Here is a 15,455-nt window from a genome sequence, read left to right on the forward strand (position 1 = left end):
TGAGTTAGGCCTGATGATTGACGACTACGTCATGCGGCCGGTGATGTAGTTCTCGGTGCGCTGTAAACGCGGATTAGTGAAGACCTGGTCGGTAGGGCCGTACTCAACCAGCTCTCCGTTGTGTAGAAAGGCCGTATAATCGGAGACCCGTGCGGCTTGCTGCATATTGTGGGTGACAAGGATAAGGGTTAGCTGTGATTTAAGGTTACGAATCAGCTCCTCAATCTTCAGCGTTGAAATTGGATCAAGCGCTGATGCCGGCTCATCCAGTAGTAGCACATCCGGTTGAACGGCTAGCGTTCGAGCGATGACCAAGCGCTGCTGCTGACCACCTGATAGCTGCCACGCCGAACGATGCAGGCGGTCTTTTACCTCATCCCATAGGGCTGCTGAGGTCAGCGCCCACTCGATAATGTCATCGCGTTGCCGCTTGGGTAGGCGATGCTGTAAACGCAAGCCAAAAGCGACGTTTTCATAGATCGACATGGGAAACGGATTGGGCGTTTGAAACACCATGCCTACCCGGCGGCGTAGCTCGGTCACGTTCATCTGCGCGGCGTAAATATCCTGCCCTTCAAGCTGAATATGCCCACTGTGTTCCACGCTCTCGTTAAGATCATGTAACCGGTTAATGGCACGTAGCAGTGTTGACTTGCCACAGCCAGAAGGCCCAATAAAGGCCGTTACCCGGTGGCGTGGCACACTCAACGTTAAATTACGCAACGCCGATTTCCCCGCATAGGCGAGGTTAAATTGGTCGATACTCAAGGCGCAGTGCTCGGATGAAAAGTGCGTCACCGGCGCCTGTGGGGCATTGGCTATATCTAATGACGCTAGCATTCGCTTCCTCGTTGGCGCCTAAAATAATGACGCAGAAATATGGCAGTTAGGTTAAGCACCAAAATAATAACCACTAAAAGAAGCGCCGTGGCGTAAACCAGAGGCATAGCGGCCTGTACATCTTCGCCATGAAAAGCAGTATCAAATAGATGATAGCCAAGATGCATAAATTTGCGCTCCAGGTGCACATAAGGAAACTCACCGTCGACCGGCATTTGCGGAGCTAACTTGGCAACCCCCACCAGCATAAGCGGAGCGACTTCGCCTGCGGCGCGGGCGATAGCGAGAATAACGCCAGTTAGCATGGCAGGAGTAGCCATGGGCAGGACAATACGCGTTAGCATTTCCAGACGGGTGGCCCCCAGCGCTACTGCCCCCTCACGCTGGGCATCGGGAATGCGAGCAAGCCCTTCCTCGGTGGCCACAATCACGACAGGAAGCGTCAATAGCGCGAGCGTTAAAGAGGCCCATAAAAGACCGCCGGTGCCGAACGTTGGCGAAGGCAGTGTATCGCTGAAGAACCAGCTATCCAGCGTGCCGCCAATGCCGTAAACGAATACGCCAAGGCCGAATACGCCGTACACAATGGAGGGAACGCCCGCCAAATTGCGTACGCCAATGCGCACTAACCGGGTAAGTCGGTTTTGATGAGCAATTTCATTAAGATAAATAGCGGCCAGTACGCCAAAGGGGGTGACGATTACGGACATTAAAATGACCATCAGTACAGTACCGAAAATAGCCGGCCATACGCCGCCACTGGTATTGGCCGCACGCGGGCCCTCGCTTAAAAACTGCCAAACGTTAGTGCCCCAAGTGTGCGTTTTTTGCCACCAGGACATGGCATTAGGCGCCAGTGCCTGGCTGACGCTGTCCAGAGGTTGGCGTAACGTCTCGCCCTGTGCCGTGACCAGCAGCAGCTGCCCCGGCGGGCGCTGATTAGCCGGTAGGGTAAGTGCATTGTTTAAATAGTCCCACGCTTCGCGGCCATGCAGCGATTGCTGGTCAGTTTCTACTGCGGCCAAGCGACCAATAAAACTGCCCCACGGAGCACGTTCCAGGCGGATCAGGTCGTGCGGTGTTGTACGTGAGGTAATATCGTCGATATCTACCCAGTGCCAGCTGACGCCGTCTACATCACGGTTACCTTTAAAATAGAGGCGCTCAACCCCGGCTTCCTGAGGCAGCGGCGTTTCGCGAATAGCTTGCCCTGCAACAACGCTACCCGAGCGTAGTGTTATCTCTTCAAGCGTGGCGGGCCAAAAATGGCCTAACCCACGAACAAGCAATAGTGTAAGTAACGCGCTTAACATTAAAAGTGATAAGGCAACGCTAGCGGCGCATAGCCACGGCCATAGTTTATCGAGCCGATGCCTGGGAGCGGCGGCGAATAGGCGGCTCATTAGTAATGCCCTGCTTTATGGTAGCGGCGGCGCATACGTAAGCGCACTGCCTCGGCTAGGGTATTTACCAAAAACGTAAATAGAAACAGCACCAGCGCCGCTAGAATCAGGTGATGATAGGTAAACCCGCCGTGGGAGGCTTCAGGGAGCTCAATCGCAATGGCGGAGGCCATTGAGCGCATGCCTTCAAAGGGGCTGGCGCTCAGCAGAGCGGTATTGCCGCTGGCCATTAACACAATCATGGTTTCACCTACCGCACGACCCATGCCTATCATCACTGCAGAAAAGATGCCCGGTCCCGCCGCCGGTAGCGCGACTTTCCATAGCGCCTGCCAGCGGCTGGCCCCGAGCGCTTGGGCGCCTTCCATCATGGAGAGCGGGACGTCGGCAAGGGCATCTTCGGCAAGAGAGTAAATGCTGGGTATTACTGCAAAACCCATGGCGATGCCTACAATCAGCGCATTGCGAGTGGCATAGTCCATGCCCCAGCGCTGTTCTAACCAGCGGCGCAGATCGCCGCCCAGAAAGAGTTGCTCCAGCAAGGGCGTAAACCACACTGCCAGCGCCACCATGCCGACAAGCCAGGGTACAAGCCATAGCCCGGCCCAGGAAAACGGCAGCCGCCGATGCCAGCGAGACGAGGCCATGTGCCAGAGTACGCCCGCAAGCCCCGCGCTGATTGGTAGCCATACCAGCAGCACCAGCGTACTGGCCAGGTTTCGCTCCACCCATGGAGCAAGTACTAAACCGGCAATAAATCCCACTACCACGCCGGGCATTGCCTCCATCATCTCAAGAGTCGGCTTAATCCGGCTGCGCAAGCGTGCTGACATGAATAACGCCGAGTACATGGCGGCGCCTAAGGCGATAGGTAGCGCGAAGAGCATCGCCGCCAAGGCCGCTTTAAGCGTTCCCCATACCAGTGGCGAGAGCTTATCGAAGGCAAAGGTCTTATCCAATGCCAACAGCGGCAGCGTTTCCCAAAATAGAAACACGCCAATCGCCAGAATCGCGAGCAGCACCGCGATGCCTCCCGCCGTAATAAGGCCGGTGGCGACACGATTTTTAAACTGGCGTAGCGGCTGATAAGAAGCAGGAACGCGAGGTGGGATCATATCAACATCATAGGGAAGGCATGGCCGTCGCGAAGATGGGTTGCATGGTGAGTTCTCCTTACTCTAAGACACTTTTATGACAATTGGATGATAGTGAGCTACCAGTGTTGCTGATTTGCGAGTTCATCATCGGGCAGCGGTACAAAACCCGCCGCGCGGGCAATTTGCTGGCCTTCTTCCGATAAAATAAACGCTAAAAATGCCTGCTCGGCGGCGGGTAGTGACTCATCTGGCGGTAAATTAACGTAGAGGTAAAGATCGCGTGATAGCGGGTACTCGTTACGCTGAACAGCCTGCTCGCTGGGCGCGATTTCTTCCCCCTCCTCGGTAACAAAGTGCAGCGCATGTACCATCGGTGTCAGGTGATTATATCCGGCATATCCCATGGCGTTGGGCGACTCACCCACGGCCGCGACAACAGCAGAAGAGCCCGGGTGCTCGCTGATGTCGCGGCGGAAGTGGCCATCACACAGCACCTCGTCCTGAAACAACCCATAGGTGCCCGATGCCAGGTTGCGCCCATGTAGGGCGATATTTCCATAGGGCCACTCGTGTGTGGCGGCTAATTCGCTCCAGCGTCTTATCGGCTTATCGGCGCCGCACGCTTGGCCGGTGGAAAAAATGGCATCGGCCTGTTGGCGCGTAATGGCCCGCAAGGGGTTATGACGATGAACGACCAGAATAAGCGCATCTCTGGCCACCTTAAGCTCTAGCGGTGGATAACCGTAGCGATCGATAAACGCTTGTCGCTCTTGGTCATTCATGGGGCGTGACATGGGGCCAAGCCGTGCAGTGCCCGCCGTAAGCGCTGGCGGTACGCTGGCCGAGCCAGTAGCCTGAAACTGCACATTAATCTCTGGATAGCGCACGGCTAGCGCCTCGCCCCAGCGCAATATGAGTCCGGCCATGGTGTCGGAGCCAATCGCACTCAGGGTGCCGCTAACCGGTTGTGGTTGCCCCCAGGCAACTGATGCGAATAGCATTAGTACCGTGGTAAGCGTAAAACACAGGCGATTTTTCTTCCCTGACGACCAACCAATGCGCTTCAAACGTATGCCCTCGTATGATTAACTAATGCCTTATATTGCCATGCAGCAACCACACAACAATAACCCTATTAAGCGACCGACTTATGACACTTTTAGAAACCGACCTGGATGATGCTCCGGCCCCTCAAGGTCTGCTCACACTCAAATTACTGGCTTCTCGACAGGATACCAACCTTTACGGCGATATTTCGGGCGGGTGGCTGGTTAATCACATGGATCAGGCGGCAGAACTGGCAGCCGGTCGTGAGGCCGGCGGGCGTACTGCGACAGTGGCCATCGAATCGATGGATTTCTTAAGCCCTGTGCGCGTGGGTTCCATGGTGAGTGTTTACACTCATGTACAGGAAATTGGCCGCAGCTCTCTTAAGATCGATGTCGAAGTATGGGTGCGTATCCCTCATGGGCGGCGCCTTGAAGAGCGCCAAAAAGTCACTGAGGCGCGTTTCGTCATGGTCGCTCTGGACGATAATGGTCGTATCCGTGCCGTGCATGGTTAAGGCCTGCTGACCCTTCATAAGATGGCACAATGGTTTGCAAAAAAAGGGCGCCTGGGCGCCCTTTTTATCAACCGTGGGTAGCGATTAACCGCCAACGGCATCACGACCTTTCAGGTAGGCATACTCGCCGATATCACTAAACGGGCGGATAAGATTCTGGAAGTTAGCGTACGACTCATAAATGCGCCGTGAGTCTTCATCGCCCTCGACCTGGTTTTGGATCACGGTTTGCGAGGATTCGTAGAGTGCCTGAACAACATCGTCGGGGAATTCGCGTAGCTGAACGTTATGTTCATCAACCAGAGTCTCTAGCGCCTGCGCGTTGCGGTAAGCGAACTCTGTGTACATGGCCAGGTTGGATGCGCGTGCTGCTTCGCGAATAACGTCCTGCAGATCTTCTGGCAAGGCATTCCAGGCATCCAGATTGATCATCGTCTCGACGGTTGCGGTCGGCTCGTTCCACACCGTGGTGTAGTAGTAGTCGGCCACTTGATGCAGACCAAACGCCATATCATTGTAAGGGCCTACCCAGTCGGCGGCATCCAGAACACCCGTTTGCATCGAGGTGAAAATCTCAGAGCCTGGCATATTCACGGTGCTGACACCGATGCCGTTCATGGCTTCACCGGCAAGTCCTGGCAAACGCAGTTTAAGGCCCTGCATGTCATCCAGCGAGTTGATCTCTTTCTTGAACCAGCCCGCCATTTGAGGGCCAGTGTTACCCACTGCGAACGGCTTAAGATTATGCTTGGCGTAAACCTCGTCCCACAGCTCCTGACCACCGCCGTGATACAGCCACGCATTCATCTCAGTCGTTGACATACCAAAGGGCACGGCGGTAAAGAACTGGGCAGCCGGGAGCTTGCCACGCCAGTAATAGGGCGTGGAGTGGCCCATCTCTGCCGTTCCAGCCGATACCGCATCAAACACTTCCAATGCAGGTACCAGCTCGCCTGCGCCGTGTACGCGGATTTTCATACGGCCGTTGGAAAGCTGCTCAACGCGGCGAGCGAAGTCGTTGGCGCCCGTGCCTAACGCCGGGAAGTTCTTCGGCCAAGAGGTCACCATGTCCCAGGTATACGTTTCATCTGCATGCGCGGTCGCTACAAAGGGGGCGGCAGCGACACCGGCAGCACCTAAGCCAGCGGTTTTTAAGAATTGGCGGCGTTGCATGGCGGCTATAACTCCGAATAAATACGATTATTATTGCGTTACGCGTGAGCGTACGTGTCCGCTCGCCAGTATGCGCTAACCCGGTTTTATTGGGCAACCTGTTAAGACACTTCCCCTTAACATAGGCGTTACAGCGGGATTAGCTTGGCAAACCCCAGCACTAGCCACTTAACGCCCTCGCCTTCAAAGCTCACTTGTACTCTGGCGCGTGCGCCTTCGCCTTCGGCATTAAGAATAATGCCTTCACCGAAGACGGCGTGGCCAACACGTTGGCCCACATGCAGGGCAGGTAAGTCGCCATCGCTTTCAACACGCTGCTGCGCAAAGCTTGTGCGGGCGGCGGTTACCGGGCGTGAGATATGGCCGCGCAGGCGAACCTCTTCAAGCAGGTGCGGCGGTAATTCACGCAAGAAGCGCGAGGGGCGAGGAAACACCTCTTTGCCGTGTAAGCGGCGAGTTTCTGCGTGGGTCAGGTAGAGTTTTTGCATGGCGCGGGTAACGCCCACGTAGCAGAGCCTGCGCTCTTCTTCCAAACGCCCCGGCTCTTCGAGCGACATTTTATGCGGGAACAGACCCTCTTCCACACCGGCAATAAATACCACCGGAAACTCGAGGCCTTTGGCAGAGTGAAGCGTCATTAACTGTACGCTATCTTCAAACTCTTCAGCTTCATGGTCGCCCGCGTTAAGCGCCGCCTCGGAAAGAAATGCCTCTAGAGCGGCCATGCCTTCGCCCGCCTCGGGCGTTTCAAACGCATCACCCTGGGTAAAGGCTCGGGCAGCGGTGACCAGTTCTTCGAGGTTTTCGACCCGCGCCTGGCCTTTCTCTCCGCGCTCACTCTTATGGTGCTCAATCAGGCCCGTGTGCTCGGTGACGTGATCGATAATTTCGTAAAGGGTTAAGCCTGCCGCGTCGTTATCCAACTGCTCTATCAGGTTGGCAAACGTTTGTACCGCGTTGGCCGCACGGCCCTTTAACGTACCGTCCTGAAGGGCATCATGCAGCGCCTGCCAAAGTGAAATACTCTGTTCGCGTGCACGCAGGCGCAGAATTTCCACGGTACGCGTGCCAATGCCGCGGGTCGGCACGTTGATCACGCGTTCAAGCGAGGCATCGTCATCGCGATTAAGCAGTAAACGTAAATAGGCGAGGGCGTTCTTGATTTCCAGGCGCTCGTAGAAGCGATGGCCGCCGTAAATGCGATAAGGCATGCCTTGACGAATCAGCGTCTCTTCCAACAGTCGCGACTGAGCATTGGAGCGGTAGAGAATCGCAATATCACGGCGGTTAACGCCTTCATCGACCTTCTCTTTGATAGTGTCGACGATATAGCGCGCCTCTTCCAGGTCGTTAAACCCGGCATAGACGGAAATAGGCTCGCCCTCGATACCATCGGTCCACAGGTTCTTGCCCAGCCGGTCACTGTTATGACTGATCAGCGCATTGGCAGCATCCAGAATGGCACTGGTTGAACGGTAGTTCTGCTCAAGGCGCACCGTCTGCGTTTGTGGGAACTCCTCCTCAAACCGGCGAATATTCTCGACCTTGGCGCCGCGCCAGCCATAAATGGATTGGTCGTCATCGCCCACTGCAGTCATGGGGGTTTGCATGCCGCTCAGCAGCTTTAGCCAGGCATACTGCAAGGTGTTGGTGTCCTGAAACTCATCCACCAATATGTGCCCAAAGCGCTCACGATAATGATTTAAAAGCGCCGGGTTATCCCGCAGCAGTTCCAGACTTCTAAGCAGTAGTTCACCGAAATCCACCAGCCCGCCGCGTTCACAGGTCAATTGATAGCGCTCGTAAAGCTCGACCATTTGCGCCATATAGGCATCGCCGTCCACGTTCACCTGGTGCGGGCGCAAGCCCTCTTCCTTGCAGCTTGAGATGAACCCCTGGACCTGACGCGGCGGAAAGCGCTCATCGTCAATGGCGTAATCTTTGAGCAGCCGCTTCACCAGCCGGAGCTGGTCATCGGAGTCAATGATCTGGAAGTTTTGCGGTAGCCGAGCGTCTTGCCAGTGGGTTCGAAGCAAGCGGTGAGCAATAGAGTGGAACGTGCCTACCCAAACATGGCGCAAGGAGATTCCCTGCAGGGCTTCAAGGCGCGTGCGCATCTCGCGGGCAGCCTTGTTGGTAAAGGTAACTGCCAGTAGCGCATAGGGTGACAGGCCCTCTGCCTGCATCAGCCAGGCAATCCGGTGAACCAGTACCCGGGTTTTACCGGAGCCTGCACCGGCCAGCACGAGAAGATTGCCCTGAGGAGCGCTGACTGCCTCACGCTGGGCTGTGTTGAGCTGATCGAGTATCGCCGTGACGTCGTCCATAAAAGCCGCTGCCGGATCGAAAAGGGGCGGCTAGTTTAGCACAGCAGGCAAACTGGCTGTGCATACAGGCGTTAGTGTACGACGATTTAGTTGTCTTCAGGGTAGCGCAGGGTATTCAGGCTTTTCTTCACCGATTTAAGCTGCTCAGCCAGTTTGGGGCCGCGGGTTTTGGCAACGCCCACGGCGAGCACATCAATCAATACCAGGTGGGCAATGCGAGAGCTGAGTGGCGTGTAAATCTCGGTATCTTCGTGAACATCAATATACAGCGGCAGGCTGACCTCTTCTGCCAAGGGGGAACCGCTGGGGCACAGGCCAATCACTGTAGCGCCCGCTTCACGGGCCAAGCGCACGCTGGCGACCAATGCTTTGGTCCGACCCGTTTGAGAAATCGCCACCACCACATCGCCCTCTTTAAGGGTCACCGCCGACATGTTCTGCATGTGCGGGTCCGCATAGGCCGATGTAGATATCTGTAAACGGAAAAATTTGTGCTGCGCATCAAACGCGACAGCGCCTGAGGCGCCAAAGCCGTAAAACTCAACCCGATTGGCCATCGTCAGCGCATTAACCGCTTGGCCTAGCGCGTCGTTATCGAGCCGGTCACGTACCGAAAGCAGGGTGCCGACCGTGGAGTCAAAAATACTGTGTGAGAACTCAGCAACGGAGTCACTGTCGTTCATTGAGAACTGCGCGAATTGGCTGCCAGACGCCAGCATTTGCGCTAACTGCAGTTTAAAATCCTGAAAGCCATTGCAGCCCAGGGCGCGACAGAAGCGCACCACGGTAGGCTCGCTAACGTTGGCTTCGGTGGCGAGGTCAACGATCCGCATGTGGATAACCTCGTCAGGATTACGCAGTACAAAGCGTGCCACTTTTTGTTCGGAGCGGCGAAAGTGCTCCATGCGGCGTCTCATCTCATCGAACAGGGCGCGACTCACGTTCAGCTCCTCGATTATCCAGTGCGCGCGTTTTGCACTGCGCGCTTTGCTGTATTTGTCAGCATTTGCCACAGTATGCCTGAGTGATGGCATAAAAGGGCAGCGAAACGATGTTTAGGCATGCGTTTAAAAGGCGTTAACGCATTTCGCCAGGTTTCGTCATCATACTGTCAAGTAAGGTATAGTAAGAAGTGAAGTGTCGCACTGCATCATTCAACAGTCGCCACAGATGCAGGTGGACGAAGACATATTCACCTGGAGGCACGTCGATCATGAAAAACGTCGAACGAATTACCTCGGTCAAAAGCGAGTTGCTGGATATTTTTATGGGCATGGAAGTGGATGAGCATGCTCAGCGCCAGCGTAGCGCCGCACAACGCAATTTACGGGCTCGCCGAGGAATTGAGCTGCATCGGGAGTTTCAGAAGTTATACCGGGATATCGCCCCCCTGCCAGACGATGACGAACGGCAAGAGAGCGAGTTGCACTAACGGCATGTAGCTCGGTGTTTAAGCAGTACCCACATGGTGCTGCCCTGCCAAGCGGCAGGGCGTAGGCATCGCTAGATCAAGCCGGTCAGGAATACGATAATCACACCGAGTGGCGCCACGTACTTGGCGAGTAGATTCCACAAGGTGAAATCGTAGATATCTAACCGCAGCTCCTTGCGCGCTTCTTCTTTGTCCAAACATAGCGAGAAGAAGATAATCGCGCCCAGACCCGTCAGCGGCAGCAAAATCTTGCTGGTGAAGGTGTCGAGGAAGTCAAAAATGTTGAGGCCGAATAACAGTACGTCGGACCACACATTAAATGACAGCAGCGCCGCCACACCGAGTACCCACACCGCAATACCGCTCGCCAGTGTCGATCCTACCCGGCTCAAGGGCGTGCGCTCTTCGATTGTTTCAACGACCGGTTCCAGCAGCGAGATAGCCGACGTAATTGCGGCAAACGTCAGCAGCAGGAAGAACATCAAACCGAGAATAGTGCCGCCCGCCATGTTGCCAAAGGCCAGAGGCAGCGTTACGAAGATGAGTCCTGGACCTTCGCCTGCGCTTAGCCCGTTGGCGAACACAATGGGGAAAATCGCAAGACCTGCAAGCAGGGCAATGACCGTATCCAGGATGATAACGGTACGCGCTGTGCTAATCAGGTTGACGTCTTCGCCCAGATAAGAGCCATACGCCATCATGATGCCCATACCCAATGATAGGGTGAAGAAGGCTTGGCCCATCGCCGCTAGTACGACACCACCGTCGAGCGCACCCCAGTCAGGGCTGAACATGAACGCAAGTGCTTCACCGAAGGAGCCGCTTGTTACGCCATAGCCGACCAGAATCAAAAGAAGCACGACCAGCGCAGGCATCAGAAGTCGTGAAGCGGCTTCAAGCCCCTTGGTCACACCACGCGCCACGATACCAATAACCAGCACCATGAACGCAGTGTGCCAAATCAGAAGCGTTGTAGGGCTACCCAGCAGGTCGCCAAAAATAGCCCCGACGGCATCAGCATCCTGGCCATTAAACGTCCCGATCACCGACCCCAGCGTGTAATTGAGTGACCAGCCGCCGATAACACTATAAAAAGATAGAATTAAAAAGGCCGCCAGAACGCCACTAATACCGATAGTTGCCCAAGCCCTGGAGCGTCCGTGACGCGTGGCAAGGTCGGACATGGTGTTAATCGGGTTTTTCTGGCCCCGGCGACCAATCATCCATTCCGCCACCAGAATGGGCAGGCCAACCAGCGTTACGCATGCAAGATAGACCAGAACAAAAGCAGCGCCGCCGCTTTCACCGGTCATATATGAGAAGCGCCAGATATTCCCTAAGCCTACCGCTGAACCGGCAGCGGCAAGCACAAAGCCCATACGCGAGGACCATTGTGCATGTGCAAGTTTTGCCATACATCACCTACTGTTAGTTGAATTGTAATAAGCCGCTATGCGCCCCATTTACGCATGTTCGAAAAGCACAGACGGCTCTGCACTTTTCAAAGAGTATGCGCAATTTATCCGATCAAGAGGCCCCGTGCCAGTTAGGTTAAATTAATATTAGCTTAAAACAACAGGTTTTGTGCCTCACCTGGAAAGTCGCTAAGCGGGGGTAGGTCGGCAAGTTCGCCAAGCGCATTGTATAGCTGACGTGCCATCTCGGGAGACTCGCGATTATCAGCAGTATGCACAAATAAGAAAGGGGTTTTCCCCTGACTTATCCACAGGTTGAGACGGGCTTTCCAAGGGGCGAAGTAGTGCGTATTAATCGTTTTGTCAATATGGCCAATAAAGCGAATGACCGGAAAATTACCTGTGGAAAGCACGTGTAACGGGAGTTTCGGCTTTTCCTGCTGAGCATGGGCAAGCCCCGCGTGGCCCTCGGCAGGGGTTGAAAAGACAGGGCGTACATCCAGCATTACACGGTTGGCACAATAAGTTATCAACAATTGGTTAAGCGCTTTTTCAGCTGCGCCTTTGTGGAAAAAAACAGGATGACGAACTTCAACCGCGCATGGTAAGTGAGCGGGCCAAGCAGCCAGTAAGGCCTCTAGCTTTGGTAGCTCCTCGGGACCAAAGTCGCGCGGTAGTTGGACCATGGTAGGGCCGAGACGATCATGCAGTGGTTCAAGTGCGGCTAAAAAGGACCAGACATCATCCAAATGGGTAAGCCGCTGGTCATGGGTGATACTGGCAGGTAATTTAAAACAGAAGCGAAAATGAGCAGGTGCCTGGCGTGCCCAGGCGGCAACGGTCTCTGCTTTTGGCGCACCGCTATAAAAGGTCGTATTGCCTTCCACGCTTGAAAATACGCTGGCATAGTCGCTGAGCAGATCTGTCTTGGCGTGGCGGGCATACAGGCTGCCTTGCCAATCCTGGTTGGCCCACATGGGGAGGCCTAGGTAGAGGGGGAGGGTCATACGCCAACGAGCCTGCTGCATTTATAAAGCGTACTAATGTAGCATGAATAGATGTTTTAACGCCGCCGTATAACGGGTCGATAGCCCTCAATAACAGACAAGGAAATCCAATGCCGACTACGCCACGTGTCCTGGTGCTCCATGGCCCTAATCTTAATTTGCTGGGTGCTCGGCAACCGGAAATCTACGGTGCTGCAACGCTTGATGACGTCAACAGTCTGTTACTTGAAAAGGCGACGACTGCGGGGTGGAAAATTGACTGCCTGCAGAGCAATCATGAAGGCGTGCTGATTGATGCCATTCATGCGGCAAGGCTGGATGGAACCCTAGCGATCATTATCAATCCAGCCGCCTATACGCATACCTCAGTAGCCATTCTGGATGCGCTCAACGCTTTCGATGGGCGGGTCATTGAAGTGCATATTTCCAATGTGCATAAGCGCGAGAGTTTCCGGCATCACTCCTATATTTCGCTGCGCGCGGACGGTGTGATTGCGGGGCTAGGCATACAGGGATACTTGGCGGCAATGGATGCTGTCGTGAATGGCGTTTGTTAAGCGAGCTTGTTGGCTGGTGCTATCGCAGCCAGTCTTGGGTGGGCAAGATTATAAAAAGGTAGGCGTTTTAACTGGGAATGTGTGCATGCTTTGGAGGGTCGTGGTCAGTGTAAAAACAGATAACGTTCCCTGTCATACCGCTAGGTATGACAGGGAACGTTATTGATCCTACCAAAATGATCTGCAGACACACGTCTTCTCTTGTTGGCCAGCTTTTACCTAACACTCAATCGCATTAACCGCCAAACCACCCTTGGACGTTTCCTTATATTTGTCCAGCATGTCTTTGCCGGTATCACGCATGGTGCGGATAACTTTATCTAAAGAGATAAAGTGAGTACCGTCGCCGCGCAGGGCCATTTGGGCGGCGTTGATCGCCTTGACGGTGGCAATCGCGTTGCGCTCGATGCAGGGCACCTGAACCAGCCCGCCTACTGGGTCGCAGGTCAAACCGAGGTTATGCTCAAGACCTATTTCAGCCGCGTTTTCGACCTGCTCAGGCGTGGCGCCCATCACTTCCGCCAAGCCAGCGGCAGCCATGGCGCACGCTGAGCCCACCTCGCCCTGGCAGCCCACTTCGGCGCCGGATATGGACGCATTTTTCTTGCACAGAATACCGATGGCACCGGCGGCAAGCAGGAAGTCCACCACATTGCGGTCATTGGCACCCGCCTGGAACTTCATGTAGTAGTGCAGCACGGCGGGAATAATACCCGCCGCCCCGTTGGTTGGGGCGGTGACCATGCGCCCGCCAGCAGCGTTCTCTTCGTTCACCGCTAGGGCAAAGATGTTGACCCACTCCATGGCGGAAAAGGTTGTGGCGATCAGGCAGTCGTTCTGCTCGGCCGCCTGCAAGCGCTGATGCAGCTGCCTTGCCCGGCGTTTGACGTTAAGCCCACCGGGCAGCACGCCTTCGTGGGTCAGGCCGTTATCGATGCACTCGCACATGGCCTGCCAGATGCGCCACAGCTCGTCTCTCACTTCCTGCTCGCCGCGCCAGGTTTTCTCGTTCTCCATCATCAGGCGGCTGATGCTCATGCCTTCGCGCTTACAGATGGCGAGTAGTTCTTCGGCGGAGTTGAAGTCGAAGGGGATCTCGGCGGTGTCCATGTCTTCAAGCTTGGCATCTACCTGGTTTTGGTCAACCACAAAACCGCCGCCTACCGAGTAGTACGTGTTGGCGGTCAGCAGGCTGCCATCTTCGGCAAAGGCGCAAAGTTTCATGGCGTTAGGGTGATGGGGCAGGCTCTCTTCATGAAAGATAATGTCCTGGTCCCATTCAAACGTGACATCTTTCTGGCGCCCCAGCGATAGGCAACGCGTCTCTTTCAACGCCGCAATCGTGGTGTTGATAATCGAAGGATCGATGGTGTCCGGGCGTTCGCCCAACAAGCCCATGATAATGGCATGGTCGGTTCCATGGCCGATACCCGTGGCGGAAAGCGAGCCATACAGATGCACTTCCAGGCGGCTCACCTGGTCGAGCAACTGGCTATCGCGCAGAACGGCCGAAAACTTGAAGGCCGCCATCATGGGGCCGACCGTGTGTGAGCTGGAGGGGCCGACGCCAATTTTGAAAAGGTCGAAGACACTAATAGGCATGGAAGACCTCTGAATGGGAAATAAAAAGTCGACTCACCCAACGTTGGACAGGGGAATCGCGAATTAATGCCGCGTAACCTGGTCCTGGCGTCGATTAATGAGCAGACTTGATGATTGTTCTGTGGATGAAAGGAGTAGCGTCAAGCAAGCGCGGCTAGTTGCCAAATACCACCGTGCGCCCATTGTGCAGAAAGACTCGCCGCTCAAGGTGATAGCCAATAGCGCGGGCGAGCGTCAGACACTCTATATCGCGCCCTTTGGCGACCAGGTCCTCAGGGTAGTGTGCATGATCAACTGGCTCCACTCCTTGAGCAATAATCGGCCCCTCGTCGAGGTCGTTATTGATGTAGTGCGCCGTAGCGCCTACCAGCTTAACGCCTTTTTCGTAGGCCTGGTGGTAGGGCTTGGCACCTTTGAAACCCGGTAGTAGTGAATGATGAATGTTGATGGCTCGCCCGCTCAAAAGCTCGCACATGCTCGGTGACAATACCTGCATGTAGCGCGCCAGAATTACTAGCTCCGCCCCGGTATTCTCAATAATCTCGAGTACCTGGGACTCCTGCTCGGTCTTGGTCTCGGGCGTGATAGGCAGATGATAGTAAGGCAGATCATGCCAGCTCGCTAAGGGCTCAAGATCCGGGTGATTGGAGATAATCGCCTTGATATCCAGTGGCAGTTGCCCGGTACGGTAGCGATAGAGCAGGTCGTTTAAGCAGTGATCTGCCTTGGATACCAGAATGACCGCACCCGTGCGCTTGGCGGGAGGGGTCAGCTCAAACGTCATGCCGAAGTCGGTGGCGCGTGGCAGAAAATTCTCCTGAAACGCCTGCTCATCAAACGCTTCTCGCTCGGGACGAAACTCCGCTCGAATAAAAAAGCGTTCACCCAGCCGATCATCAAATGAGCTTAGCTCGGTGATATAGCAGTGCTGCTCTTTTAAAAAGCGGGTCACCACATCGACCGTGCCCAGAATGCTGGGGCATTGGGCGGCAAGTATCCAGGTATCCGTCATTCGGCTCATGGCGCTTCTCTTTCATC

The 15,455-nt window shown here is 55.1% G+C and carries 14 protein-coding genes; 3 read left to right on the forward strand and 11 right to left on the reverse strand.

The window, feature by feature from the left end:
- Positions 1-24: 24 nt before the first annotated feature.
- From pstB to ACT3RQ_RS05930, 4 genes are all read right to left on the reverse strand, one after another.
- Positions 25-840, reverse strand: coding sequence for a phosphate ABC transporter ATP-binding protein PstB (gene pstB / locus ACT3RQ_RS05915; protein WP_192526819.1), 816 nt, complete (start codon positions 838-840; stop codon positions 25-27).
- On the reverse strand, positions 834-2,243 hold the full coding sequence (gene pstA, locus ACT3RQ_RS05920; RefSeq protein WP_441677714.1) for a phosphate ABC transporter permease PstA: 1,410 nt from the start codon (positions 2,241-2,243) through the stop codon (positions 834-836). Before pstA ends, pstB begins: the two co-directional genes overlap by 7 nt.
- Entirely contained in the window at positions 2,243-3,358 is a 1,116-nt protein-coding gene (locus ACT3RQ_RS05925; protein WP_441677715.1) for an ABC transporter permease subunit, read from the reverse strand. The genes pstA and ACT3RQ_RS05925 overlap by 1 nt, the downstream gene beginning before the upstream one ends.
- Positions 3,359-3,456: 98 nt before the next feature.
- Entirely contained in the window at positions 3,457-4,341 is an 885-nt protein-coding gene (locus ACT3RQ_RS05930) for a PstS family phosphate ABC transporter substrate-binding protein (protein WP_444639570.1), read from the reverse strand.
- Between the two features lie 149 nt (positions 4,342-4,490).
- Here ACT3RQ_RS05930 and ACT3RQ_RS05935 point away from each other — a divergent pair, with 149 nt between their 5' ends.
- A complete protein-coding gene (locus tag ACT3RQ_RS05935; RefSeq protein WP_087110319.1) occupies positions 4,491-4,904 on the forward strand; it encodes an acyl-CoA thioesterase in 414 nt (137 codons plus the stop codon).
- An 84-nt stretch (positions 4,905-4,988) separates the two neighbouring features.
- Here the strand turns inward: ACT3RQ_RS05935 and ACT3RQ_RS05940 are convergent, their stop codons facing one another.
- The 3 genes from ACT3RQ_RS05940 to hexR form a co-directional block, all read right to left on the reverse strand.
- On the reverse strand, positions 4,989-6,077 hold the full coding sequence (locus tag ACT3RQ_RS05940; RefSeq protein WP_172116804.1) for a TRAP transporter substrate-binding protein: 1,089 nt from the start codon (positions 6,075-6,077) through the stop codon (positions 4,989-4,991).
- A gap of 128 nt (positions 6,078-6,205) precedes the next feature.
- Positions 6,206-8,404 carry a DNA helicase II gene (gene uvrD, locus ACT3RQ_RS05945; RefSeq protein ID WP_441677721.1) on the reverse strand — a complete coding sequence of 733 codons (2,199 nt, stop codon included), beginning with the start codon at positions 8,402-8,404 and terminating at the stop codon, positions 6,206-6,208.
- A gap of 86 nt (positions 8,405-8,490) precedes the next feature.
- Positions 8,491-9,345, reverse strand: a complete 855-nt coding sequence (gene hexR / locus ACT3RQ_RS05950) for a transcriptional regulator HexR (protein ID WP_172116806.1) — start codon at positions 9,343-9,345, stop codon at positions 8,491-8,493.
- A gap of 272 nt (positions 9,346-9,617) precedes the next feature.
- Between hexR and ACT3RQ_RS05955 the strand changes: the two genes are divergently transcribed.
- The gene (locus ACT3RQ_RS05955; RefSeq protein ID WP_087110325.1) at positions 9,618-9,836 is read left to right on the forward strand and encodes a PA3496 family putative envelope integrity protein; all 219 of its coding nucleotides are present in this window, start codon (positions 9,618-9,620) and stop codon (positions 9,834-9,836) included.
- Positions 9,837-9,907: 71 nt separating this feature from the next.
- Here ACT3RQ_RS05955 and ACT3RQ_RS05960 read toward each other — a convergent pair whose 3' ends face one another.
- A complete protein-coding gene (locus ACT3RQ_RS05960; RefSeq protein WP_444680131.1) occupies positions 9,908-11,251 on the reverse strand; it encodes a sodium-dependent transporter in 1,344 nt (447 codons plus the stop codon).
- 152 nt (positions 11,252-11,403) lie between these two features.
- Positions 11,404-12,258 (reverse strand): DUF72 domain-containing protein, encoded by an 855-nt coding sequence (locus tag ACT3RQ_RS05965; protein ID WP_444680132.1) that lies wholly within the window; start codon positions 12,256-12,258, stop codon positions 11,404-11,406.
- 110 nt (positions 12,259-12,368) lie between these two features.
- On the opposite strand from ACT3RQ_RS05965, the gene aroQ reads away from it, so the two are divergent.
- Positions 12,369-12,815 (forward strand): type II 3-dehydroquinate dehydratase, encoded by a 447-nt coding sequence (gene aroQ, locus ACT3RQ_RS05970; RefSeq protein WP_172116809.1) that lies wholly within the window; start codon positions 12,369-12,371, stop codon positions 12,813-12,815.
- Positions 12,816-13,034: 219 nt separating this feature from the next.
- Here the strand turns inward: aroQ and ACT3RQ_RS05975 are convergent, their stop codons facing one another.
- The gene (locus ACT3RQ_RS05975) at positions 13,035-14,417 is read right to left on the reverse strand and encodes an L-serine ammonia-lyase (RefSeq protein WP_193092602.1); all 1,383 of its coding nucleotides are present in this window, start codon (positions 14,415-14,417) and stop codon (positions 13,035-13,037) included.
- A 154-nt stretch (positions 14,418-14,571) separates the two neighbouring features.
- Positions 14,572-15,438, reverse strand: a complete 867-nt coding sequence (gene purU / locus ACT3RQ_RS05980) for a formyltetrahydrofolate deformylase (protein WP_172116811.1) — start codon at positions 15,436-15,438, stop codon at positions 14,572-14,574.
- Positions 15,439-15,455: the final 17 nt, after the last annotated feature.

The organism is Halomonas sp. AOP43-D1-4, assembly GCF_052446175.1.
GTDB classification, from domain to species: Bacteria; Pseudomonadota; Gammaproteobacteria; order Pseudomonadales; family Halomonadaceae; genus Vreelandella; species Vreelandella citrativorans.

Coding starts and splice junctions, on each gene's coding strand:
- pstB (WP_192526819.1), bottom strand. CDS start 840: ATGCTAGCGTCATTAGATATAGCCAATGCCCCACAGGCGCCGGTGACG.
- pstA (WP_441677714.1), bottom strand. CDS start 2,243: ATGAGCCGCCTATTCGCCGCCGCTCCCAGGCATCGGCTCGATAAACTA.
- ACT3RQ_RS05925 (WP_441677715.1), bottom strand. CDS start 3,358: ATGATCCCACCTCGCGTTCCTGCTTCTTATCAGCCGCTACGCCAGTTT.
- ACT3RQ_RS05930 (WP_444639570.1), bottom strand. CDS start 4,341: ATGCTATTCGCATCAGTTGCCTGGGGGCAACCACAACCGGTTAGCGGC.
- ACT3RQ_RS05935 (WP_087110319.1), top strand. CDS start 4,491: ATGACACTTTTAGAAACCGACCTGGATGATGCTCCGGCCCCTCAAGGT.
- ACT3RQ_RS05940 (WP_172116804.1), bottom strand. CDS start 6,077: ATGCAACGCCGCCAATTCTTAAAAACCGCTGGCTTAGGTGCTGCCGGT.
- uvrD (WP_441677721.1), bottom strand. CDS start 8,404: ATGGACGACGTCACGGCGATACTCGATCAGCTCAACACAGCCCAGCGT.
- ACT3RQ_RS05955 (WP_087110325.1), top strand. CDS start 9,618: ATGAAAAACGTCGAACGAATTACCTCGGTCAAAAGCGAGTTGCTGGAT.
- ACT3RQ_RS05960 (WP_444680131.1), bottom strand. CDS start 11,251: ATGGCAAAACTTGCACATGCACAATGGTCCTCGCGTATGGGCTTTGTG.
- ACT3RQ_RS05965 (WP_444680132.1), bottom strand. CDS start 12,258: ATGACCCTCCCCCTCTACCTAGGCCTCCCCATGTGGGCCAACCAGGAT.
- aroQ (WP_172116809.1), top strand. CDS start 12,369: ATGCCGACTACGCCACGTGTCCTGGTGCTCCATGGCCCTAATCTTAAT.
- ACT3RQ_RS05975 (WP_193092602.1), bottom strand. CDS start 14,417: ATGCCTATTAGTGTCTTCGACCTTTTCAAAATTGGCGTCGGCCCCTCC.
- purU (WP_172116811.1), bottom strand. CDS start 15,438: ATGAGCCGAATGACGGATACCTGGATACTTGCCGCCCAATGCCCCAGC.